Below are 223 nucleotides of genomic sequence, written 5' to 3'. Positions count from 1 at the left end.
ACAGATGGCTGGTGACTTCCATCTGACAGACCATACGCACCTGCGGCCACTCAGAGCACTTATTAATATTGGCCGTTCGCCCGAAGGCGGCATCATTTTCTGGTGTATCAGTCGTGCGCCATACGGTGCCATCCACCGCCATCAGCGTCAGTCCGTTCCAGTGAGACAGCGGGGTCTTTTCAAACCACAGGCGCTGTGTTTTCTCAAACATCAGCCGGATAAC

General features: G+C 54.3%; 1 pseudogene. It reads right to left on the bottom strand.

The window, feature by feature from the left end:
• A pseudogene (locus WFP70_RS26675) lies at positions 1–223 on the bottom strand (IS4 family transposase); the annotation flags it as partial.

Source organism: Pantoea sp. USMM079 (assembly GCF_037153115.1).
Lineage (GTDB): Bacteria > Pseudomonadota > Gammaproteobacteria > Enterobacterales > Enterobacteriaceae > Pantoea > Pantoea communis.
Note: the sequence above shows the minus strand (reverse complement) of the source record. Positions and strands in the feature narration are given on the sequence as shown.